Source organism: Arsenicicoccus dermatophilus, assembly GCF_046267915.1.
Taxonomy (GTDB): Bacteria; Actinomycetota; Actinomycetes; order Actinomycetales; family Dermatophilaceae; genus Arsenicicoccus; species Arsenicicoccus dermatophilus_A.
Map to the genome: position 1 here is coordinate 2,705,401 of NZ_CP176520.1, position 20,660 is coordinate 2,726,060.

Here is a 20,660-nt window from a genome sequence, read left to right on the forward strand (position 1 = left end):
CGGGTCATGCACGTCACGACCGCCCACCCCGTCCGGGACAACCGCATCCTGCGCAAGGAGTGCACCGCCCTGGCCCAGGCCGGCCACGACGTGCTGCTGGTGGCGGTCCACGACCGGGACGAGGTCGTCGAGGGCATCCCCGTCCTGGGCCTCCCCAGGCGCCGAGGACGGTGGTCGCGGATGGTCCTCGGCCCGGTGGCCGCCTGGCGGCGGCTGTCCGCGAGGCGCCCCGACGTGGTCCACGGGCACGACCCCGAGCTGATCCCCATGCTGCTGCTCTACCGACTCCTGCACCGGGGGTGCCGCGTCGTCTACGACGCCCACGAGGACCTGCCGCAGCAGGTGGCGGGGAAGCCCTATCTGCCCCGGGCCCTCCGCCCCCTGGTGGCGCGCGCTGCGCGGGCCCTGGAGCGAGCGGCCGACCACGGACTGGATGCCGTCGTGGTCGCCACCCCGCACATCGGTCGGTGCCACGAACGCGCCCGGACCGTCCTGGTCCAGAACTACCCCTGGCTGAAGGACTTCCCCGACCCGGCGCCCTATCCCAGGAGCACTCCTCCCCTCGTGTGCTACGCGGGTGGGATCAGCGTCGGTCGCGGGTACGACGCGATGTGCGCGTTGCCGCGGATGCTCACCGACCCGCCGGAGGTCGTGCTGGTCGGCCCGTGCGCCAAGGAGGTCCACGGCAGGTCGTTCCCGGACGGCGTGACCTATCTAGGGACGGTGGCCCCGGACGAGGTCCCCCCGATCCTGGCCCGATCCGCAGCCGGTCTCGCCGTCCTTCTCCCGCTGCCCAACCACCTGGAGTCCCAGCCCACCAAGGTCTACGAGTACCTTGCCGCCGGGCGGCCGTTCGTCGCATCGAACTTTCCGTACTGGGTCCAGACCTTCGGCCCCTACGACTGTGGCCTCTTCGTCGACGCCACCGACCCGCGAGCCGTGGCCCAGGCCGTGGAGGCCCTGCTGGCCGACCCCGAGGAGGCTGCCGCCATGGGAGCCCGGGGCAGGCAGGCCGTGGTGGAGCACTTCAGCTTCGAGAACGAGGCGCAGCGGCTCTGCGCCCTGGTGGCGGAGCTGGTGTCTCGGTGACCACAGGGGCCACCGGCCGCTCCCCCGCCGTCGGTCCGACCGCGCTGGCGATCCTGGCCCTCGGCGGCTACGTCAAGGGATCGCGCTACCTCGCGTGGATCCCGGTGGACCTGACGATCCTGGCCGGGGCGGTCGTGCTCGTGGTGGTGCTGTGGACGCTGGCGGGGCGTCGACGGGCCCGCGGTTCACCGCTGCCGCTCCTCCTGTGGTTCGCCGCTCTCCTGGGCGGGCTGCTCACCAGCACATCACCGGAGAACACCTACGCCGCGCAGAAGCACGTCCACGTCTTCGTGCTGGCTCCGCTGTGCGTGATGGGCGGCCTGGTGCTGATCGACAGCCACCGAGCGCGGCGGACCTGGCTGCGGTCGGTCGTGGCCGTGGGGCTCGTCACGATCGCCCTGGCGGTCGTCGACCCGGCCGCCTCGTCCTCACGCCTGTACTCCGAAGGGGGCAGCACCATCGGTCTGGGACGCGCCGCGGGCGGTGCCCTGGTCGTCCTGCTCACCGTGGGCCTGGCTCGACGCCGGCATCGGGCACTCGCTCTCCTGCTGGCCCTCGTGGCGGGCTACGCCGTCCTGCGCACCGCCTCCCGAGGACCCGTCCTCGCCTCCGTGCTGGCAGTCCTCACGGTCGTGGCCCTCTCGCGTGCCTCCGGACGCATCCGACGGACTCTGGTGGTGCTGCTGATCCTCGCCCTCGGCGGCGCCTGGGCCGCAGCGGGTGGCGCGGACGATCGGTTGTTCGAGACCGCGGGCGCCTCGGCCGACATGCGCGCCACGCTGCTGCGCTATGCCGTCGACGCGGCCCTTCACCACCCGTCCGGCATCGGGTGGGGCGGTCTCTACGACTACATGGGCTTCGCCACGCTCGACTCCGGCTACGTGCAGTATCCCCACAACGTCATCGCGGAGGTGACCTCCGAGGGAGGCTGGGCGGCCGGGGCTGCGACCTTCCTGGCCGTGGTGGTGGCGCTACGTCGCCAGTGGCGTCACCAGGTCACGCCAGCTGAGCTGGCGATGACCGCCCTGTTCTTGTTCTTCCTGATCAACGCCCTGGTATCGGGCGACGTCAACGGCAACCGGGGCCTGTGGGTCGCCGTCGGAGTCGGCCTAGCAGCCCGGTCGCGCATCAGCCGCGCACAGGGCCAGCCAGGACAGTACCCACAGGAGCGCATAGCTCAGCGCCCACGCAGCTCCCAGAGCCGCGACCGTCGTCGACGCGGGCCAGGCGAGCTGGTGTCCCAGCACGACGACCCCGGCGCACAGGACCAGGCGAGAGAGGTCCCAGCCCGCCTGCCACGCCACCTTGCCCATCACCACCACCGTCTGTGAGAGCGGTGCCGCGACGAGCTGAGCCACCAGGCCGACCGCCATCACCCGGGCATACTCCCCGCTGACCCGCCACTGCGCGCCCAGGACCGTCGTGAAGACCCACGGGGCGAGGACGACCAGCACGGCCCCCATGGCCAGACCTGCGGCCAGCAGGCGTGCCGACGTGCGGAGGAACAGGCCCAGCAGCACCGGGGATCGGGCCCGTCGCGCCGCCCCGAACTCCCCGACGTACACCTGTGCCAGAGCGACCCCCACGAGGGCGAGCGGGAGACCCAGAACCCGCTGGGTCATGCCGAGCCACCCTGAGACCGTGGTGCCGTAGAGCGACGCCAGGATGAGCACCGGGGCTTGCAGACCCAAGGAGTTGACGAGGCCTGACGGAGCCAGCAGGAGGGGGAAGGAGCGGTAGCGGACCAGAGTGGTGCGCAGCGGGGCCGACGAGCGCTCTCGCGCCCCGGCACCCTCCGATCGCAGGGCCCGGACCAGGGTGGCGATGCCGAGAGCTTGCCCAGCAGCGAGACCGAAGGCCAGTCCGTGGGCACCCCCGTGCAGCGCCGCCGCCGCGACCTGCAGCAACGAGACCGCGGCAGCCTGCACCAGGGAGCGCCGCGCGATGGCCGCATACATCCGCCTCCGTATGGCCAGCTGGTTGAGGACGGTGAAGGCCCCGGCCAGCGAGGCGGTCAACGGAATCCAGAAGAGCAGGGAGGGATCGACGTCGAGACGCAGAGCCCCGGCCACGCTCCCCCGGGCGCACCAGGCGACCGGCGTGAGGACCAGACCGAGGACCGAGGCGACCGTCAGGCCGAGGCGGGCGACGTCCAGCGCCTCGTCGTCGTCGTCAGGCACGGGGATCGCCAGGTCCAGACGAAGTGCTCCCACCGTGGACAGCGCGATGATCGCGGCGTTGACCACGGCGAAGGGCCCGTACTCGTGCGGAGGCACCAGCCGACTGATGATCGGGGCGCAGGCAAGCGCCAGGAGCTGACCACCCGCGGTGCCACCGACGATGGCCAGCACGCCGCGGCGTGCGGAGCTCACGCGGGCACCGCCTCACGCCCGAGCGATACGGTTACTCACCGCGACAGTATCGCAGAGTTCTGTTACAGAAAGTAGTACGCGCCATCAGGCGTCGGTGTAGGCCCGCCCCACACGCTTGCCGATGTTGCAGGTCACCTCGTAGGTGATCGTCCCCAGCAGGTCGGCCATCTCGTCGGTGCTGATCTCGGCGTCGCCACTCGCGCCGAGCAGCACCACCTCGTCACCCACCTCGACGGGGCACGGCTGGTCGGCGGGGCCGAGGTCGATCATGGTCTGGTCCATGCACACCCGCCCCGCGATCGGGCACGAGCGCCCGCCGATCAGCACCCGCCCGCGGTTGGACAGCTGTCGGTCGTAGCCGTCGGCATAGCCCACCGGCATCGTCCCGATCCACCGGTCCTGCTGGCTGTGCCAGGTGCGGCCGTAGCCCACCGTCGTGCCCGCCGGCACCCGCTTGACGAAGCTGATCCGGCTCACCCACCGCACCGCCTGCCGCAGCGGGATCGACCGCGGGGTGGTCGCGTCGGGGTAGTAGCCGTAGGCCATGATCCCCGGCCGCACCATCGTCAACCACGACGACGAGTGGCCCAGCACGCCACCGGAGTTCGCGCAGTGCACGTGCTCCAGGGTGCGCCCGAGGCGGGCGTGCACCGCGTCCACGACCGCGCGGAAGCGGGCGATCTGATCCTCGGTGAACTCGTCCTGCGCGGCCGTGTCCGACACCGGCAGGTGCGTGAAGATCCCCTCCAGGCGCACGTCCGGCAGCGCCTCGACGTGGTCCGCGAGCTCGGCCGCCTCGTCCGCGGCGACCCCGATCCTCGCCATACCGGTGTCGACCTTGAGGTGCACCCGCGCCGGCCGCCCCACCCGGGCCGCCGCCTCCTGCAGCGCGTCCGCACACTCCCGGGACGGGACCGCGGTGACGACGTCCGCGGCGATAGCCGCCTCCATCTCCTCCCCTGGGAAGCAGTGCGACAGCTTGAGGATCGGCAGGGTGATCCCCGCCTCGCGCAGCTCCAGCGCCTCGGGCACCGTCGCCACGCCCAGCCAGTCGGCGCACCCGGTCCGCTCCACCATCCGCGAGACGGCCACGGCCCCGTGGCCGTAGGCGTCGGCCTTGACCGCGACCAGCACCGTCCGGTCCCCCACCGCCGAGCGCACCCCGTCGAGGTTGTGACGTATGGCGGACAGGTCGACCTGGGCGTGCGTCGCGTAGAGCATGGATCCGTTATCCCACAGCCCCGTCCCCGCCGCGCGCCCGGGGGCCGCGGGGCGTCTGCGCAGGTAGCCTCGTCGCATCGTCGCGCGAGAGGGGCCACCATGTCGGCACGCGGAGTCGTGGTCGTGGGTGCGGGAGGCTTCGGCCGGGAGACCCTCGACGTCCTGATCGCCCAGGGCCGCACCGTGATCGGTGTCGTCGACGACGCCCCCTCCGAGCGCAACCGGCAGCGCCTCGCCGACCGGCACCTCCCGCACCTCGGCACCCTCGACGCGTGGCTGGAGAGCGTCGACGCGAGCACGGAGTATGTCGTCGGCATCGGCGACGGCGCGATCCGCGAGCGCCTCGCCGCGCGCCTGGACGCCGCCGGGCACCGGGCCGCGACCGCCATCCACCCGGACACCACCATCGGGTCCCGCGTGACCATCGGCCCCGGCACCGTGATCCTCGCCGGCGCGCGCCTGACCACCAACATCACCCTGCACGAGCACGTCCACCTCAACCCCAACGTCGCGATCGGGCACGACAGCGAGCTCGGACCCTGCACGTCCGCCAACCCGGCCGCGGTCGTGGCGGGCGAGGTGCGCGTCGGCGCGCGGGTGCTCCTCGGGACGGGCAGCCATGTGCTGCAAGGACTCTCGGTCGGCGACGACACCGTGGTCGGGGCCTGTGCCCTGGTGACCAAGGACGTGCCCTCCGGCGTCGTGGTCACGGGGATCCCCGGCCGCTGGTGAGCTGCTCGTCCGGCGGGCGCTCTGCCAGCATGGGCGCATGTCCTACGACCTGGTGGTGTGAGCTCCTCGGGCTGCCACGCCCGCCGAGCTGACCGGCGTGGTCGCGTCGTGCGCCGGCCTGTCCCTCGGCGACCCGGCCGCGGGCGAGACCACGATCGTCCGCGGCGCCCGCCGACGCTCCTCGTTCACCGTCGAGGACCCGGTCGCCGTCGAGCCCGAGGACGTCGACCCCGAGGTCACCGCCGCCGTGCTGGGCGCGGCCGTGCAGTACGCCGTCCTCGTGGAGGGGTCCATCCCCTCGGAGATCCCGCACGCGATCCGCTTCGCCCGCCGCCTGGCCGCCGCCCTCGACGGGGCGGCGCTGGACCGCCAGACCGGGCAGGTCTGGGCGCGGCGGGGACTGCGCGCGACCGCCCGCCCGGCGCCCGACACCCGGGTGAGCACCCTGGAGCTGAGCTGGTGGTGCCGCTCGGTGGACATCACCGAAGAGGCCGCCCGGACCGTCCTCGACGCGGTGGAGTCGCTGCTGCCCGAGGCCCTCCCCCGCCGGTTCGGCGTGCTGGATCCCTTGCAGGGCAACGTCTCCCGGGACGGCCGCGGAGGCTTCCTGCGAGCCTGGCGCGAGCCCGACCAGCTCCTGGCCACGACCGGACGACTGCCCTGCGTGGAGGGCACGCTCAGCACCCTGCCCGGCACTCCCGCCGACAAGCCCTTCTGGCACGTGGACCTGCGCTTCCTCGCCGAGCCGATGCGCGAGCCGGCCTGGACAGCGGCCGCGCGGGCCCTGCTGGTGCGCCTCGTCGACGAGCTCCCCACCGTCTACGCCTACGCCCAGGAGGAGCGGGGAGCGATCTGGAGCGGCCGCGCCCTCTGGCACGACTCGCAGTCCGAGTGGCCGCTGATCCCCGCCACCAGGGACGGCTGGGACGGACTGGTGCCGGGCGAGCAGTGGTGGACCTGGCTGGGCAAGCCCTATGCCCGGTGGGTCCGGCAGCTGCCACCCGAGCGCACCACGGCGACCCGGCACGGCCTGCTGTATGACGCCACACCCGGTCCGGGCGGTGCCGCCGTGCCCCTGAGCGAGCACCTGCCGCAGGCGTCGTTCGCCACCGCCGAGCCCCGCGGCCGGGGCGAGTCGCCACGGGTCATCCCGGCGCCCGTCATACCCCTCGCCCTGCAGCGGCCCTCTGTCACCAGGCCGGCTCGCCCCCGCCAGGATGACGCACCCGGCGCCACCTGACCCGCAGCCGCCCGCAGCGGGCAGGATCGGTCTGGGCGGTTGACCTCGGGCCCGGCGCGGTCAGTCAGCGGATGGCCAGCTCGGCGACCACCCGGCCGAGCAGCTCGGCGACGTCGGCGTCCGGCTCCTGTGGGAGCGCCTGGAGCCCGAAGCCGTGCGGATACCACTCGGAGCGGTCAGGCAGGAGCCGCAGCACGCCGGCCCCGCAGCGGTCGGCGCGGACCACGGTCACCACGTCGAGCCCGCCCTGCGGCGGCGGGGATCACAGCGCGGTGTGCGGGCCGTCCGACCACGCCCGGAAGCGTTGCGCGGCGGCCTCCTCGACATCGAGGTCGAGCAGGTCCTCTACCAGCGCGGCATCGTCCGAGACCGCCACCGCAGCGGTGTGCAGCGACTCGGCGAGCGACGCCACCAGGTCGCAGACCACCACGCCGCGAGGCGTGGGGCTCGGCCGGGTCAGCCACAGCAGGTGGGGTCCCGCGTGCGTGAGCGCGTGGGCGACCACCTCGTCGTCGTCGGTCAGCAGACCGTCCCGGATCGCGGGGATCTGGGTGCCCAGGCCGGACGCCTGGACGCCTGGACGACACTCCCACCGCGAGCTCGTCGTCGAGCAGCTCGGCGCCGCCGACCTCGCCGTCGCACCAGCTGTGGGCGCTGACCACCCCGCCACCGGGACCGCGGCGCACCCGGTGCACCGCAGCCGGGAGGATCCCCGCAGGCACGTCATCGCCGACCCTCCGGTACATCGCTCACCCCCACCGGAGAACCTTGCCGTCGCTGGCGAGCGTGGCGATCCGGACATTCTCAGGGTTGTCGAGCTTCCAGGCACTGCCGCCGTGGGGAGCTCCTGAGCGTTCCTTGGAGATGTGCCAAGGCTGACCCGCCTTCTCGTACCAGTCGTTCTGCTTCTTGACCTCGAACACGGTCCGGTCGATCACTCCGGGAGCAGCCCAGAGCCGGGACGGCACATCCTTCGCCGAAGGCGCCGCCAGTCCCTGGAGTTGCGCCTGCACACTCAGCGAGGAGGCAGCAACGGCCGGTGCGCAGGCCAGGACGGAAGCCGGCGATGTGGCCAGCGCGATTCCGATGGCCCACGTGGTGATTGAGGCTCGCGGCAGGATGGCCGACTACCGGGGCCCGACAGCTGGCGGGTGGCAGGCACCGGTCACTCGACCGTCGGGATCCCCTTGCGCGGGTGGTCCATGACCACCTTCTCGACATACGGGCTGGTCGAGATCGCCAGCAGCGCGGCGTAGTCCGGGTAGAACGCCAGCTCGTCACCGACCTTGAGCGAGCCCGCGTCGGCGGCGTCCTCGACGTCGATGATCATGTGGTCGCTGCTCGCGCCCAGGATCGAGATGTTGGGGTCGAGCGGGTCCAGTCCGTCGACCACGGCGTCCTGACGACCGAGGTTGACGATGGCGCGCAGCCGCGTCCCGCGGTCCTCGAAGGCCGGCTCCTCGCCGAACGCGTTCTGCCCGCGCTTGCCGATCGGCACCGACGGCTTGCGCTCCAGCTCGACGATCTCGACCACGAGCCTGACCGTGTCCTGCCGGGTGCCCGGCCACGGCGAGCGGTCGAAGACGTTGCGCCCCAGGATGATCGACTCACCCATCCGGAAGTTGTTGATCGCCTCGGGCATGTGTCCCGACGCCAGGAAGGGCAGCGACGCGGAGTTGCCGCCCGACAGCAGCGGCAGCTCCAGACCGGTCGCGGCGCGCGCGGCGTCCCGGACGTCGACAAGGACCTTCATGTTCTCCTCGCTGGGCACCACCCCGCCGAAGCACGCCAGGTTGCAGCCGAGCCCGACGACCTCGATGCCGCGCAGCTGCGCCGCACCGAAGGCCACCTCCACCGCGCGGTCGGGCCAGACGCCCTCGCGCAGGTCGCCCACGTCGACCATGAGGATCACCTGGTGCCGCTTGCCCGCCGCGATGGCGGCCTCGGACAGCACCTGCATCGTGGTGAGCGAGGAGTTCAGCGAGATGTCCGCGAACTCCACGATCTCCGTGGCCCGCGACGGCTCGGAGATGCGCAGCAGCATCAGCGGCAGGTCGATGCCCCGCTCGCGCGAGTGCCGCAGGTTGTCGATGCGGGAGTCGGCGATCATGTCGACCCCGCCCGCGACCAGCGCGTCCACGACGGCCGGGTGCGCGCAGGTCACCTTGGCGACGCCGGCCACGCTCGCGCCGTGCTCGTGCGCGAGCTCGCTGACGGCCAGCGTGTTGTAGGTGATCCGCTCCGGATAGATCTCCAGCCGCGGGGTGGGGTGGGTGGTCATGCCTGCTCCTCGGCGGTCCGGTCGGCGTCGTCTGCGGCGGCGGTGCCCTCCGCACCGACGTCGCCGGTCTGGGCGGTATGCCGCGCTGCCGCGGCCCCCTCGGGGTCGGCCTGCGCGACCCACGCCCGGAAGGTCGCCCGCACCTCGTCGGGCAGCTCCTCCCCGATCGTGCCGAGCGCCGAGAAGAGGTAGTCCCGGTCGACGAGCACGCGCGCCGTCGGCTCGGGCAGCAGGTGCGCGCCCGGGCCGGTGCACACCGACCGCAGCACCTCGGCCGAGCCCTCGACGCGGGTCAGGGCGCCACCGGTCGCGACCACCCAGCGGACCGCGGTGAGGTCCTTGCCGCGGACCACCTGCTTCTTGCCCGTGGGGGTGTAGATGTCGGTCAGGCTGCCCGCGTGCCGCTTGACGCCCACCTGGACGGCGGTGGCGCACAGCCAGCGCGTCAGCTCCCGCTGCCGGTCGGTCGCGGGCATCGCCTCGAGGTCGTCGAGGCGGGCGGCCCAGGTCTCGTCGCCGTAGGCCTCGACCACGTTGCGGGCGTTGACGTAGACCCCGAGGTCACCCTCGACGGTGCGCTTGGCGCGCGGCTCGGGGTCGAGCACCTTCCCGGCATACTCCAAGGACCCCTCGGTCACCGAGTGGATGTCGGTGGTCGCCCCACCCACGTCGACGACGAGCACGTCCCCGAGCTCCGCGGCGAAGAGCTCGGCCCCGCGCAGCACCGCACCCGGCGTCGGCAGGATCCCGCGGTCGGTGATCTCGGCGAAGCGGCCCATGCCGGCGGCGCGGGTGATGTGGCGGTTGAAGACCTCGTGGATCAGCACCCGCAGCGGCTCCACGTCGAGCACGTCGACGGCGGGGAAGACGTTGTCGGCCAGCATCAGCTCGACGCCGTGCTCCTCGAAGGCGCGGGTCACCCCGCGGCGCGCGGCGGAGTTGCCGGCATAGATCACCGGGACGCCGAGCTCGGCCGCGACCGGGGCGAGCGCCCTGGCATTGTCGACGACGACCTTCTTCTCGCCGTGGTCGACGCCACCGGCGAGCAGGATGATGTTGGGCGCGATCTCGCGCACGTCCTCGACGTCGTCCTCGTCCAGGGCACCGGCGGTGACCTGCTGGACGATCGCCCCGGCCCCGAGAGAGGCCTCGCGGGCGGCGCGGGCGGTCATCGAGACGGTCAGCCCGTGCACGGTCATGCGCAGCCCGCCGGCCGCCGAGCTGTTGACGTAGGTCGTGACCCCGGCGACGGATCCGCCGTATGCCCGCTCGAGGTCGGCGATCGCCGCGTCGACGCCGATGCCCACGTCGCCCTGGGCGACGGAGGTCGGCGCGAAGCCCTGCGCCACGTGCTCCAGCCGGCCGTCGGCGCGACGGAAGCCGTTGACCTTGGTGATGGTCGAGCCGACCTCGATGGTCAGGATGTCGACGGAGGCCATGCGGGTCCTTCCGGGGTCGGGTGCGGGGCAGGGTGGGGGATCGCGGGCCCGAAGGCCGCGGGCGGAACTTACCGGGGGTAGTCGGACTCGCCTGGGCAACGAGGCCCGGCTGATCCGACTACCCCCGGTAGGTCAGGCCTGGTTGCGGGCGCGGAGCGTCTTGACCATGGCGTTGACCACGTGGATGCCCTTGGTGCCGCGGCCGAAGGTCGCGTCCAGGCCGGTCTCCGCCGCCATCTCGCGGTTGACCTGGGTGCCACCGGCGATCAGGACGACCTTGTCGCGGATGCCCTTCTCCCGGCACAGGGCGTCGAGCTTGCGCATCATCGACCGATGCACGTCGTTGTGGCTGATGATCGTGCTGATCAGGATCGCCTGCGCGCCGGTCTCGATCGCCGCGTCGACCATCTTGTCCAGCGGGACCGAGGTGCCGAGGTAGTCGTACTTCACGCCGTACTTCTCGATGCCGCCGTGCTTGATGTCCAGGATCTCGCGCAGCCCGACCGAGTGCTCGTCCTCGCCGACGGTGCCGGCGACGACCCGCAGACCGACCTTGCCGACGACCTCGCGCAGCTCCTCCTCGGGGAGGATGACCTCCTTCTCCGGGATCTTCAACGACGAGCGGTCGATCGCGAAGCCGACCTTGCCCTTGACCTCGACGAAGGTGCCCTCCGAGGGGTGCATCGCCTCGGTGTTGATGACCTCCGGGTCCTGCAGACCCATCTTCTTGGCCATCTCCACGGCGTAGACGTCGGCGATGTCCTCGTTCTCCGGGACGAAGAGCTGGATCAGCACCGTGCCGTCGCCCGCCCACTCGGCCTCGGGCTTGATCTGCCCGCCGCTGCGATAGGGCTTGGTCGCCTCCAGGCGCGCCGACGCCGAGTCCTCGGGGTCGAGCTCGTCGATGTAGACGATCTTGTCGGGGTCGGACAGGGTGTCGCCGCCGATGGCGTCCTCGGGCCGCTCGACGCGGTGACCCACCAGCTCATGCACGAACTCCGGGATGGTGTTGTGGCCGAAGTGGCAGGACACCGGCGCGAAGTAGTCCGCGTCGCGCTCGACGATCGAGCCCGCGCCCACACCGCCCTGGCCGTCCCGGGCGATGCCGTCGCCGTTGCGCTCGGGGTACTTCGCCGAGTCGACGAAGAAGCCCTTCTCGACCGCCGCGAAGTAGCCGCCCTGCTCGATGGCCTCCTCCAGGAAGGCGACCGAGCGGACCTTGAGGTCGCGGACCATCTCCCCGAGCGGGCCGTCGTGCTTGAGGCCGACCAGGTCGTTGATGCCGTCCAGGCCCGCCCACACCTGCTTGACGGTCTGCAGGCCGCGGACGTTGTTGTAGTGCCACGGCACGTTGCGGCCCTCGTCGGGCGTGATCGTGGACTGGATGTCGGCGCGCGTCAGCATCGAGATCAGCGTGTCGATGGTGTGCGTGCGCACGGCCTCCTCGATGTCGGCCTCGATGTAGCGCGTGTTCTGCTGCGCGCGCATCTTGAAGTCCGAGAAGAAGTCCCGCAGCGCGACCGCGTAGGGCAGGTCGTACCAGAGCTTCGGAGCCGGCGGGGAGTTCGGCGGCACCGTGGACAGGCCGATGAGCTCCTTCGGCATACCGACCATGACCGAGAAGGCCGAGTTGATGCCGTGCTGCACCATCAGCTCGGGCATGACCAGCCAGCCGGCCTTGGCCGTCGCGTTGGCGTTGTGCGCCCCGTCGATCTGGAAGATCCCGGCGCCGGACATGACCTTCTTGGCCTCGGCGGCGTCCACGAACGAGCGGTACATGTTCACGTTGCGGTAGAGCACGTTGTACTGCGGGTCCTGGTGGGCGCCGTTGATGCCCTCCTCCGCGAAGAGCACCGCCACCTCGGGCCCGGCCACGCCGGACACGTAGGAGTGGAAGTTGATCGGGCGACCCACCTCGTCCTCGATCAGGTCGCAGGCCTTGCGGGACGCGCGGATCTGCTTGCGGGTGATCGGCACGCCGCCGATGCCCTCCGGGGTGCCCTCGAGCAGGCCGTCGATGTGGGACTGGCCGGTCGTGCGGATCACCATCAGGTGGTCGGCGCCGTGCCAGGCCGCCATGCGCATGCGGCGGATGTCGTCCTCGAAGCGACCCGAGGCGATCTCCGTGGTGACCACGCACTTGGGCTGCGGGTCGATGCCCCCGAAGTACTTCGAGGCGGGCAGACCCAGCGACTTCGCGAGCGGCTCGGCCATGTCGCGGTAGTGGAAGGGGCCCATGTCGACGCCGTCGGCGGGGACCTCGCGCCACACCCAGCCCTTGCGACGAGGACGGTAGTGCTCCAGGTCCTGCAGGATGTGCTCGATGTCGAGCTTGACGTTCTCGTCCAGGGGACCCATCGGCTGCTGCTGGTCGGTCATCGTCGTGTCCCTCACTTGGCCTGGGCGGTGGTGGTGTCGAACAACCCGTCGAGGACGGTGTCGTCGTCGGTGATCGCCCTGGCGGCGGCGCGCACGTCGCAGCCGAGCTTGTGGGAGACCTTGAGCACGACGTGGCCGGCGCCCTTGCCGAGCAGGCCCTTGTCGTAGATCTTGTCGACCACGCCGTGGCTGCTGACCGAGTCGATCCCCATGCGCAGCAGGATGCTTCGCTCGATCGAGGGGCTGGTGTGGGTGCGGGCGAGCTCGACGACCGGCTCCATCATCCGGTGCGACAGCTCCCAGAAGCGGGCCTTGAGGTCCTCGTCGCTCATCGCGTCGAGCTCGGCCTGCCGCCTCGCGAAGCGGGCGGTGCGCTCGTCGCTGGTCGTCTCGGCCGTCGGCTCGGGGGTGACGTCGCGCTCCGGGCTCGGCGGCGTGAGGTCCGGGGTCTCGTCGGTCATGTCAGTTCAGCCTTCCGTGGGAGTGGGGAGGTTGGCCTCGACCCACGCACGCGTGGTGTTGGTCTCGGCGGCGAGGTAGTCGTAGTCGGTGTCGGTCCACTGCGCGGGAGCCAGCACCTTGACCGCGTTCTTGAGATAGGAGCGCCGGATGCGGTCCAGGTCCATCGGCCTGCCGTGCACCTGGGAGAGCTTCTCCGGTATGACGATCCGCTCGCCCGGCACGTTGCCCGCCGGGTCGCCCACCGTCACCTCGACGCCCCGCTCGCGAGCGAACGACAGCTGGCGGTTGTGGTGCTTGCCCGCCCCGGTGTACTCCGTCTCCTGGACGACCACGACCTCGTCCTCGCCCAGCTGCGACGCCAGGGACACCGCGGACGTCAGCGAGGTGTTGCCCGCCGGGCCGCGCTCGATGCCCTCCAGCTTGGTGAGCAGCTCGGTGATGTAGAACACCTCGCCCTGGGTCACCAGCTGGTAGTCGTCCATGTAGCGCAGGGAGCGAGCCGCGTTGCGCGGCACGTCGGTGCGGTCGGGCCAGCTGGCGAAGGGGACGCCGAAGCCCGTGTGGCCCGTCGTGAACGACTTGCGGTTGAAGTCCACGTCGCTGGCCATGTGCAGCCCGGACAGGTCGACCGAGCAGGCCACGACCCTGGTGTCCGCGCAGCCGACGGCGCGCAGCCCGCGGGCGGTGCCCGTGAGGTTGCCGCCGCCCGCCTGGGTGACCACGACCGCGGCCGGGGCGACGCCGTACCGCTCCTGCACCTCACGGCCGATCTCGGCGCCGAGGGTCTCCACGCCGCGGATGCCGAAGGGCGTGTAGAGCGAGGCGTTGAAGAAGCCGGTCGTCTCCAGCGTGACGAGCATCTGGTAGAAGAGCTCCGGCCCGACCGACAGGCGCTGGACCTCGGCACCGTAGGCCTCGCAGGCGCGGGACTTCTCGACGATCTCCGGCTGGCCGATGCCCTCGGAGTCGAAGACCTCCTGCAGCACGATGCACTTCAGCCGACGCATGGCCGCCTGGGAGGCCACGCCCGCGCCGTAGTTGCCCGACGTGGCCGTGGCGACACCCTCGTAGCCACGCTCGCGGGCCTCGTAGCAGGACACCGACGCGCGCCGCGCCTTGAACGAGCCGGACGCGTTGGCCGCCTCGTCCTTGAGCAGGATCCGGGCGCCCTTGCCGGGCTCGCTGATCCGCCGCACCATCTCGGTGAGGTTGCGCAGCTCGTACAGCGGGGTGTTGCCGACCTTGGTCTCGGCCTGGATCTGCGCGATCCGCTCGATCGTGTAGCCGGTGTCGGCCATCATCCGGTCGTAGTCGAAGGCCAGCGGCGTGAGCTCGTAGGTGTCGTAGTCGATCCCGAGCGCGCCACGCATGATCTCGACCTTGCGCGCCATGACCGCGGCATACGACATGTCGCGGCCCTTGGGCATGGATGCCTGCGTGACGATCATCGCCAGTCCTCCCCGATCCCGATGTGCAGCAGCTCCGGCACGGTCCGGCCGAAGGAGTGCTCGTAGTGCGGAGCCACCAGGCGCAGGGTGCCCAGGTGCCGGTGACCGATCAGACTCGTGACGGTGACCTCGTCGCCGACCCGGGCCTCGGCGTCCAGGAAGCCGGACATGCGCAGGACATAGGGCTTGGTGCGGGTCTCGTCGGGCAGCTGGGGGGAACGGTCCTCGGGTCGCAGCAGGACCCGCTCGATCTCCACCCAGGTGCCGGCGGGGACGAGATCACTCATGTCATCTCTCCTTCTCTTCCCTGCCGGGGGCGGTCGGACCCGCCTGGGCCACGAGGCCCGGCGAGTCCGACCACCCCCGGCAGGTCGTGGACGTCAGACGCGGCGGCGGTAGGCCGAGGCGCCCATCAGGGCCGCGGGGACCGGGATGTCGAGCATGTTCTTCAGGCCCGGGGTGGCCTCGACGATGCGGGGCACGCAGTTGACCGCGATGCCCTTGGTGGCCGTGCCACCGGCGTACTCCGGGGTGATCTGCATGTTGATCTCGGGCACACCCTTGATGGTGATGTAGTCGCCGGTGCCCTGACCCTCCAGCTCGGGCAGCACCTGCTGGGGGTGGATCAGGGTGAGGACGACCTCGTCGCCGCGGTAGCCCAGGAGGGTCTGCTTGCAGCCGGCGACCATGCCCGGCTCGACCACGATGTGCGGGGTCTCGCGGCGGACCGTGGAGATGATCGGCTCGCGGCGCTGCTCGATGCGGTCCACGCCCAGGCCGAGCGCGTCGGAGATCATCCGGGCCGACTCCGGGAAGCCGATGTGCCCGTCGACCGAACCGTCCTCGACGCCCTTGAGGAACTCCTCCTCGGACAGGCCGACGCCCTGCGTGCGCATGACCGTCGGGCCGTAGGGGCTCAGGTCGTTGACCCGGGAGGCCTCGATCGAGGTGACCTCGTGGCAGCCGGCGGTCAGGGCGACGACCAGCATGTCCATGGACAGGCCCGGGTTGACGCCGGTGCCGATGATCGAGACGCCGTTGGCCTTGGCGAGCTCGTCGAGCTCCGCGGCCAGCTCGGGGCTCTGCGCCTCGGGGGACGCCATCTCCTCGGCGATGGAGACGCAGTTGATGCCGGCCTTGAGAATGGTGCGCAGGTCGTCCATCTGCTCCTTGACCCAGGAGGTCGTGGCGATGACGACGCAGTCGACCTTGTCCTTGTCGAGCACGCTCGCCGGGTCGTCGGTGACCTGGACCCCGAGGTGGTCGACGCCGAGGACCTCGCCGAGGTCCTTGCCGAGGTAGTCCGGGCGGCTGTCGATGCCGCCGACCAGCTCGAAGCCCTCCTTGCCCGCCATGAGCTTGGCCATGCCGCTGCCCATCGCGCCGAGGCCCCACTGGACGACCCTGATTCGCTCCATCGCAATGCTCCTTGGTCCGCGCCCCGCGGCCGCCCCGGATGCCTCGGGGCCCGTCACCGCTGACGCCTCTTCCCGGAGGATACACAGCGTGGATGACTGCGCGGAGAGCGGGATCCGGGCGACGTTTGCCCAGGTGGATGACGTTATGCAGGCAGTCGCGGCGTCACGCAGGACATCACCTTCTCGGCATGCGCGCGGGTGGTTGGGTATGCCGACCGGGCGCCCGGATCGAGGTCCGGCCGGGCATCCGTCGGGTCAGTGCAGCCCGCCGCCCGTTGCGGCCGCCCGGTCGGACTGCCCGCGGGCCTTGAGGTCCTTGCGGATCTCCATCGGCAGGGAGAAGCTCAGCGACTCCTCGGCCGCGGTGACCGCCTGGACGTCGACATACCCGCGCGCCGCGAGCCGGTCCAGCACCTCGTGCACCAGCACCTCGGGGACGCTCGCGCCGCTCGTGACGCCCACGGTCGTGACCCCGTCCAGCCAGGCCTCGTCGATCTCGTCGGCGTAGTCCACCAGGTGCCCGGCGCGGGCCCCGTGCTCCAGCGCGACCTCGACCAGGCGCACCGAGTTGGAGGAGTTGCGGGAGCCGACCACGATCATCAGGTCGGTGTCCGGCGCCATCTGCTTGACGGCGAGCTGACGGTTCTGCGTGGCGTAGCAGATGTCGTCGCTCGGCGGGTCCTGCAGGTGCGGGAACTTCGCGCGCAGCCGACGCACCGTCTCCATGGTCTCGTCCACGCTGAGCGTGGTCTGGCTCAGCCACACGACCTTGTCCGGGTCGCGCACCTCGACGTGCTCCACGGCGTCCGGGTTGTCCACGATGGTGATGTGATCCGGCGCCTCGCCGCTCGTGCCCACGACCTCCTCGTGACCCTCGTGACCGATGAGCAGGATGTCGTAGTCCTCGTCGGCGAAGCGCACGGCCTCGCGGTGCACCTTGGTGACCAGCGGGCACGTGGCGTCGATGGTCTTCAGGCTCAGCGCCCGGGCCTCGTCGTGGACCACGGGGGCGACGCCGTGGGCGCTGAAGACGACGGTCGCCCCCTCGGGCACCTCGTCGGTCTCGTCGACGAAGATCGCGCCGCGCCGCTCCAGCGTGGAGACGACGTGCTTGTTGTGGACGATCTGCTTGCGCACGTAGACCGGCGGGCCGTAGAGCTCCAGCGCCTTCTCCACGGTCACGACGGCACGGTCGACGCCGGCGCAGTAGCCACGAGGGGCGGCGAGCAGGACGCGCTTGGCGGAGGGCTGCGGGTCGGTCACCCCCCAATCCTAGGCGAGCGCCCGACCCCGCCCACCCTTCCGGCATACACCCGCCCCTGCCTCCGCCTCGGCCGCCCACGACGATGCCGAGACGGACCGCATCGCGCCAGGGCGCAGCGGCACGGCGCCCGCACAGAGGTGGGGCCGCCGTGCCGCATCATGGTCGGGTGCCATCCGACGCCATGCCGCACGGCTACGAGAGCTTCGCCGACGCCTTCGCCACCCACTCCGCCGCCTCCCCCTACAACGCCCACTACGACCGGCCCGCCGTCCTGGACCTGATCGGCGACGTCCACGGCCGTGACGTCCTCGACGCGGGGTGCGGAGCCGGCCACTACCTCGCCGAGCTCGACGCCCGCGGCGCTCACGTCGCCGGGTGCGACGGCTCCGCCCGGCTCGTCGAGCTGGCCCGGGAACGCGTCCCTGGGGCAGACGTCCGGCTCCACGACCTGCGCCACCCTCTGCCCTGGGACGACGCGACCTTCGACATCGCCGTCCTCGCCCTCGTCATCCATCACCTGCCCGACCCCACTCCCCTCCTGCGCGAGCTGCGACGCGTCCTGCGCCCCGGTGGCTCCCTCGTCGTCTCGACGGTTCATCCGACCGCGGACTGGCTCCGGATCGGCGGGTCCTACTTCACCGACGAGATGCGCCACGACGTGTGGAACGACGGGTGGCCGGTCGTCTTCCGCCGGGCTCCCCTCGGCGTGCAGGTCGACGAGATGGCCGGCGCCGGCTTCCTCGTCGAGCGGATCGTGGAGATGCGGCCCGCCCCCTCGATGACGGCCCTCGCCCCGGCGCTCGCACAGCGGCTCGACGCCGAGCCCGGGTTTATCGCGCTGCGACTGCTCGCTCGCTGACACCTCCCCCGGCTCGGCGATCGACCGGTCGAGACGACCAGGGCGCCCCGGCAGACATCCTGACGGGAACGTGTCTGCCCCCTCGACCACGCCACCCCACCCTCCTCGCCGCACGCCACGTGCCCCTCGTCGACGCGACACGCCGCGCGAACACCCCCCACGTGCCCCCGGTGGCCAGCAGGATCGGGGGGTGAGCACCCTCCCCGAGCGCGCCAACCAGACGACGGCCGAGCAGCCGTGGCCCGTCCGCGTGCTCTCGACGAAGATCGCGGACTACGTCGCCAAGATGTCCGGGCTGTGGGTCGAGGGGCAGGTCGTGCAGCTCAACCGCCGCCCGGGCGCCGGGCTCGCCTTCCTCGTGCTGCGCGATCCCGACGTCGACATGTCCCTGTCCGTGACCCTCCCCTCGCAGGTCCTCGACCGCCTCCCGACCCCGCTCGCCGACGGCGCCCGCGTGGTGGTGCAGGCCAGGCCGACCTTCTGGACCAAGCGCGGCACCCTCCAGCTCGAGGGGCGCCAGGTCCGGGCCGTCGGGGTGGGCGAGCTTCTCGCCCGGCTCGAGCACCTCAAGTCGGTGCTGCGCGCCGAGGGCCTCTTCGACGCCGCGCGCAAGCGCCCGCTGCCCTTCCTGCCCCGCCGGGTCGGCCTCGTCTGCGGGCGGGCCAGCCAGGCCGAGCACGACGTGGTCGAGAACGCCCGACGCCGGTGGCCCGCGGTCGACTTCGAGATCCGGCGGGTCGCCGTGCAGGGCGCGAACGCCGTCGCCGAGGTGTCCACCGCGGTCCGCGAGCTCGACGCCATGCGCGACGTCGACGTCATCGTGGTCGCCCGCGGTGGCGGCGCCGTCGAAGACCTGCTGCCCTTCAGCAACGAGGCGCTCGTCCGCGTCGTCGCCGACTGCCGCACCCCCGTCGTCAGCGCCATCGGCCACCACGAGGACGCCCCGCTGCTCGACCACGTCGCCGACTGGCGCGCCTCCACCCCCACCGACGCGGGCAAGCGGGTCGTGCCCGACCTCGCCGAGCAGCGGCGCACCGTGTCCGTCGCCTCCGAGCGGCTCGAGCGGGCGATCCGGTCGTACGTCGAGCGCGAGCGCCGTGGACTGCAGGCGCTCCTCTCGCGACCGGTGATGGCCGACCCCACCACCCTGGTGACGCAGCGCCGCCACGAGATCACCCGCCTCGTCGACCGCGCCACCCGCCGGGTGGAGTCGACGGTGCAGCGGGACCGCGCCCGCCTGGAGGGGGTCGCCGGTCGGCTGCGGACCCTGTCGCCGCTCGGGACGCTGGAGCGCGGCTACGCCGTGGTGCAGCACGAGGACGGCTCGGTGATCACCGGCCGCGAGGACGTGGCGCCGGCGGAGCTGCTGCGGGTGCGGGTGGCGGACGGTGACTTCGGGGTCACCGTCCTCGGCTGAGCCGGACGGTCGGTCTCTCAGGGGCGCGTACGTCTCACCCCAGCGCGCCGGTCGGCGAACCCGCTCAGCCCTGGCCTGCGGCGGTCTCGGCGTCCTGCGCCGCGAGATGCGCCTCGGCGCGGTCCAGGAAGCTCGCGCAGTGCGCCGCCAGCGCCTCACCGCGCTCCCACACCCGCAGGCTCTCCTCCAGAGGGAGCTGGCCGGCCTCCAGCCGCGAGACGATGGAGACGAGCTCGTCCCGCGCCGCCTCGTAGGTCAGCTCGTCGACGGGGCGCTCGGTCGCGGGGGTCTGCTCGGCCATGGGACCACCCTAGGGGCAGCGGGCGACCGTCCCCGGCCGACGCGGCGGTCGCTGCGGCGCAGGGTCGGGACGCCGCCCGGTTCGACCGCCAGGCGGTCAGCGCAGCGCGGGGGTCACCTTCGCGGCATACGCCATCGCCCGGTCACAGCTCTCCCCCGTCTCGATCACACTGGTCAGGCCCTCGCCGCCGCGGCGCACCAGGGTGCACCCCGCGGCCGAGGCGAAGCTGTCCAGCGGCACCGGTCCGACGCGTACGGCCCCGGCGGAGGGTCGGCCCTTGACCTGGCCGTCGATCCAGCCGGGGGTGGCCCTGGCGGTCTGGGTGAGAGCGACGTAGTGGTGCTCGCCCTCGACGTACCGCACCTGCCAGGTCCGCAACCCGTCGGCGGCCGGCTCGAGGCGCGCCACCGTGGGGGCCCAGCCGGCCCCGAGGCCCTCGACGGTCCCGAGCTGCCACCCGGTCGCGCGGCGGGCCTCACCGACCACGCCGCGCACGTCCACGACCGGGCGGACGACCTGGTCCGGGCGGACCACCAGGGCGTAGAACACGAGCACCAGAGCGGTCACGGCGAGCGTCGACCAGATCATCGACTTCGTGGTGCCGTGCAGGTGCGGGTTGCGGCGCGCGGGCGGCTGCGGGGGCTCCCGGCGCGGGGCCGACTCCGGGTGCGGGCTGCTGTCGGCGGTGGCGCTGGTGCTCATGGGCCCATCGTGGCGACTGGACCCCCCGTTGCCCAA

The 20,660-nt window shown here is 72.0% G+C and carries 20 protein-coding genes and 1 pseudogene; 6 read left to right on the top strand and 15 right to left on the bottom strand.

What is annotated here, in order from left to right; translation table 11 throughout:
• Positions 1-6: 6 nt before the first annotated feature.
• Together ACK2IS_RS12745 and ACK2IS_RS12750 are read left to right on the top strand one after the other, a co-directional pair.
• Positions 7-1,089: a glycosyltransferase family 4 protein gene (locus ACK2IS_RS12745; RefSeq protein WP_409483690.1), complete on the top strand. Its 1,083-nt coding sequence runs from the start codon at positions 7-9 to the stop codon at positions 1,087-1,089.
• A gap of 311 nt (positions 1,090-1,400) precedes the next feature.
• Positions 1,401-2,024, top strand: a pseudogene (locus ACK2IS_RS12750) (O-antigen ligase family protein); the annotation flags it as partial.
• A 174-nt stretch (positions 2,025-2,198) separates the two neighbouring features.
• Here ACK2IS_RS12750 and ACK2IS_RS12755 read toward each other — a convergent pair.
• Positions 2,199-3,461 (bottom strand): lipopolysaccharide biosynthesis protein, encoded by a 1,263-nt coding sequence (locus tag ACK2IS_RS12755; protein WP_409483691.1) that lies wholly within the window; start codon positions 3,459-3,461, stop codon positions 2,199-2,201.
• 84 nt (positions 3,462-3,545) lie between these two features.
• Positions 3,546-4,682, bottom strand: a complete 1,137-nt coding sequence (gene alr, locus ACK2IS_RS12760) for an alanine racemase (protein WP_409483692.1) — start codon at positions 4,680-4,682, stop codon at positions 3,546-3,548.
• A 99-nt stretch (positions 4,683-4,781) separates the two neighbouring features.
• Here alr and ACK2IS_RS12765 point away from each other — a divergent pair, with 99 nt between their 5' ends.
• Together ACK2IS_RS12765 and ACK2IS_RS12770 are read left to right on the top strand one after the other, a co-directional pair.
• Positions 4,782-5,414, top strand: a complete 633-nt coding sequence (locus ACK2IS_RS12765; protein ID WP_409483693.1) for a NeuD/PglB/VioB family sugar acetyltransferase — start codon at positions 4,782-4,784, stop codon at positions 5,412-5,414.
• 97 nt (positions 5,415-5,511) lie between these two features.
• Complete coding sequence (locus tag ACK2IS_RS12770) at positions 5,512-6,654, top strand: hypothetical protein (RefSeq protein WP_409483694.1); 1,143 nt, start codon at positions 5,512-5,514, stop codon at positions 6,652-6,654.
• A gap of 64 nt (positions 6,655-6,718) precedes the next feature.
• On the opposite strand, the gene ACK2IS_RS12775 is transcribed toward ACK2IS_RS12770, so the two are convergent.
• The 11 genes from ACK2IS_RS12775 to ACK2IS_RS12825 all read right to left on the bottom strand — a co-directional run bounded on the left by ACK2IS_RS12775 (position 6,719) and on the right by ACK2IS_RS12825 (position 17,344).
• On the bottom strand, positions 6,719-6,880 hold the full coding sequence (locus ACK2IS_RS12775) for a hypothetical protein (RefSeq protein ID WP_409483695.1): 162 nt from the start codon (positions 6,878-6,880) through the stop codon (positions 6,719-6,721).
• A gap of 36 nt (positions 6,881-6,916) precedes the next feature.
• On the bottom strand, positions 6,917-7,381 hold the full coding sequence (locus ACK2IS_RS12780; protein ID WP_409483696.1) for a hypothetical protein: 465 nt from the start codon (positions 7,379-7,381) through the stop codon (positions 6,917-6,919).
• 22 nt (positions 7,382-7,403) lie between these two features.
• Complete coding sequence (locus ACK2IS_RS12785; protein ID WP_409483697.1) at positions 7,404-7,667, bottom strand: hypothetical protein; 264 nt, start codon at positions 7,665-7,667, stop codon at positions 7,404-7,406.
• A 152-nt stretch (positions 7,668-7,819) separates the two neighbouring features.
• Complete coding sequence (locus ACK2IS_RS12790; protein WP_409483698.1) at positions 7,820-8,935, bottom strand: alanine racemase; 1,116 nt, start codon at positions 8,933-8,935, stop codon at positions 7,820-7,822.
• Complete coding sequence (locus ACK2IS_RS12795) at positions 8,932-10,374, bottom strand: glutamate mutase L (protein WP_409483699.1); 1,443 nt, start codon at positions 10,372-10,374, stop codon at positions 8,932-8,934. Before ACK2IS_RS12795 ends, ACK2IS_RS12790 begins: the two co-directional genes overlap by 4 nt.
• Positions 10,375-10,506: 132 nt before the next feature.
• Positions 10,507-12,753 carry a D-ornithine 4,5-aminomutase subunit OraE gene (gene oraE / locus ACK2IS_RS12800; protein ID WP_409483700.1) on the bottom strand — a complete coding sequence of 749 codons (2,247 nt, stop codon included), beginning with the start codon at positions 12,751-12,753 and terminating at the stop codon, positions 10,507-10,509.
• Positions 12,754-12,764: 11 nt separating this feature from the next.
• Complete coding sequence (gene oraS, locus ACK2IS_RS12805; RefSeq protein ID WP_409483701.1) at positions 12,765-13,214, bottom strand: D-ornithine 4,5-aminomutase subunit OraS; 450 nt, start codon at positions 13,212-13,214, stop codon at positions 12,765-12,767.
• Positions 13,215-13,220: 6 nt separating this feature from the next.
• On the bottom strand, positions 13,221-14,663 hold the full coding sequence (gene ortB / locus ACK2IS_RS12810) for a 2-amino-4-oxopentanoate thiolase subunit OrtB (RefSeq protein WP_409483702.1): 1,443 nt from the start codon (positions 14,661-14,663) through the stop codon (positions 13,221-13,223).
• The gene (ortA, locus tag ACK2IS_RS12815; RefSeq protein ID WP_409483703.1) at positions 14,660-14,950 is read right to left on the bottom strand and encodes a 2-amino-4-oxopentanoate thiolase subunit OrtA; all 291 of its coding nucleotides are present in this window, start codon (positions 14,948-14,950) and stop codon (positions 14,660-14,662) included. Before ortA ends, ortB begins: the two co-directional genes overlap by 4 nt.
• Positions 14,951-15,043: 93 nt before the next feature.
• On the bottom strand, positions 15,044-16,081 hold the full coding sequence (ord, locus tag ACK2IS_RS12820; protein ID WP_409483704.1) for a 2,4-diaminopentanoate dehydrogenase: 1,038 nt from the start codon (positions 16,079-16,081) through the stop codon (positions 15,044-15,046).
• A 255-nt stretch (positions 16,082-16,336) separates the two neighbouring features.
• Entirely contained in the window at positions 16,337-17,344 is a 1,008-nt protein-coding gene (locus ACK2IS_RS12825) for a 4-hydroxy-3-methylbut-2-enyl diphosphate reductase (protein ID WP_409483705.1), read from the bottom strand.
• Between the two features lie 167 nt (positions 17,345-17,511).
• Between ACK2IS_RS12825 and ACK2IS_RS12830 the strand changes: the two genes are divergently transcribed.
• Together ACK2IS_RS12830 and xseA are read left to right on the top strand one after the other, a co-directional pair.
• Positions 17,512-18,204 carry a class I SAM-dependent methyltransferase gene (locus tag ACK2IS_RS12830; RefSeq protein WP_409483706.1) on the top strand — a complete coding sequence of 231 codons (693 nt, stop codon included), beginning with the start codon at positions 17,512-17,514 and terminating at the stop codon, positions 18,202-18,204.
• 190 nt (positions 18,205-18,394) lie between these two features.
• Positions 18,395-19,621: an exodeoxyribonuclease VII large subunit gene (gene xseA / locus ACK2IS_RS12835; protein WP_409483707.1), complete on the top strand. Its 1,227-nt coding sequence runs from the start codon at positions 18,395-18,397 to the stop codon at positions 19,619-19,621.
• Between the two features lie 64 nt (positions 19,622-19,685).
• Here the strand turns inward: xseA and ACK2IS_RS12840 are convergent, their stop codons facing one another.
• Positions 19,686-19,922 carry an exodeoxyribonuclease VII small subunit gene (locus ACK2IS_RS12840; RefSeq protein WP_409483708.1) on the bottom strand — a complete coding sequence of 79 codons (237 nt, stop codon included), beginning with the start codon at positions 19,920-19,922 and terminating at the stop codon, positions 19,686-19,688.
• 96 nt (positions 19,923-20,018) lie between these two features.
• Positions 20,019-20,624 (bottom strand): DUF4245 family protein, encoded by a 606-nt coding sequence (locus ACK2IS_RS12845; RefSeq protein WP_409483709.1) that lies wholly within the window; start codon positions 20,622-20,624, stop codon positions 20,019-20,021.
• Between the last annotated feature and the right edge of the window lie 36 nt (positions 20,625-20,660).

Excerpts from the sequence above, each read along its gene's own strand:
- ACK2IS_RS12840 (WP_409483708.1), bottom strand. The coding sequence starts at position 19,922 with ATGGCCGAGCAGACCCCCGCGACCGAGCGCCCCGTCGACGAGCTGACC.
- oraE (WP_409483700.1), bottom strand. The coding sequence starts at position 12,753 with ATGACCGACCAGCAGCAGCCGATGGGTCCCCTGGACGAGAACGTCAAG.
- ortA (WP_409483703.1), bottom strand. The coding sequence starts at position 14,950 with ATGAGTGATCTCGTCCCCGCCGGCACCTGGGTGGAGATCGAGCGGGTC.
- ACK2IS_RS12845 (WP_409483709.1), bottom strand. The coding sequence starts at position 20,624 with ATGAGCACCAGCGCCACCGCCGACAGCAGCCCGCACCCGGAGTCGGCC.
- ACK2IS_RS12780 (WP_409483696.1), bottom strand. The coding sequence starts at position 7,381 with ATGACGTGCCTGCGGGGATCCTCCCGGCTGCGGTGCACCGGGTGCGCC.
- ACK2IS_RS12795 (WP_409483699.1), bottom strand. The coding sequence starts at position 10,374 with ATGGCCTCCGTCGACATCCTGACCATCGAGGTCGGCTCGACCATCACC.
- ortB (WP_409483702.1), bottom strand. The coding sequence starts at position 14,663 with ATGATCGTCACGCAGGCATCCATGCCCAAGGGCCGCGACATGTCGTAT.
- ACK2IS_RS12790 (WP_409483698.1), bottom strand. The coding sequence starts at position 8,935 with ATGACCACCCACCCCACCCCGCGGCTGGAGATCTATCCGGAGCGGATC.
- ACK2IS_RS12765 (WP_409483693.1), top strand. The coding sequence starts at position 4,782 with ATGTCGGCACGCGGAGTCGTGGTCGTGGGTGCGGGAGGCTTCGGCCGG.
- oraS (WP_409483701.1), bottom strand. The coding sequence starts at position 13,214 with ATGACCGACGAGACCCCGGACCTCACGCCGCCGAGCCCGGAGCGCGAC.
- alr (WP_409483692.1), bottom strand. The coding sequence starts at position 4,682 with ATGCTCTACGCGACGCACGCCCAGGTCGACCTGTCCGCCATACGTCAC.
- ACK2IS_RS12745 (WP_409483690.1), top strand. The coding sequence starts at position 7 with ATGCACGTCACGACCGCCCACCCCGTCCGGGACAACCGCATCCTGCGC.
- ord (WP_409483704.1), bottom strand. The coding sequence starts at position 16,081 with ATGGAGCGAATCAGGGTCGTCCAGTGGGGCCTCGGCGCGATGGGCAGC.